The following is a 214-nucleotide window of genomic DNA, read 5'->3' on the forward strand; positions in this document are numbered from 1 at the left end:
GTTGAACCGATCACAGGCGTCCGCGACCTCCGCTCCGCGCTGGAGTGGTACGACGACGGCGGATCCCGCGGTCCCGATGGGATCCCGATTCAGATCACAGGTGTCTGGGACGTGATCTGTGGCAAGCCGTACCCCCACAACGACGCCGAGATAGGGGGGTTCGGTGATCTCATCGATCAGCTTACCGAGAACCCCGAGAAGTGGGACGACAGCG

At 63.1% G+C, this 214-nt stretch carries 1 protein-coding gene; it reads left to right on the forward strand.

The features are described from left to right. Nucleotides 1–214, forward strand: a 214-nt coding sequence (locus EXE45_RS20245) for a hypothetical protein (protein WP_158294371.1), incomplete at both ends; no start/stop codon positions are given.

It is taken from the genome of Halorubrum sp. SP9 (assembly GCF_005435015.1).
Taxonomy (GTDB): Archaea; Halobacteriota; Halobacteria; order Halobacteriales; family Haloferacaceae; genus Halorubrum; species Halorubrum sodomense.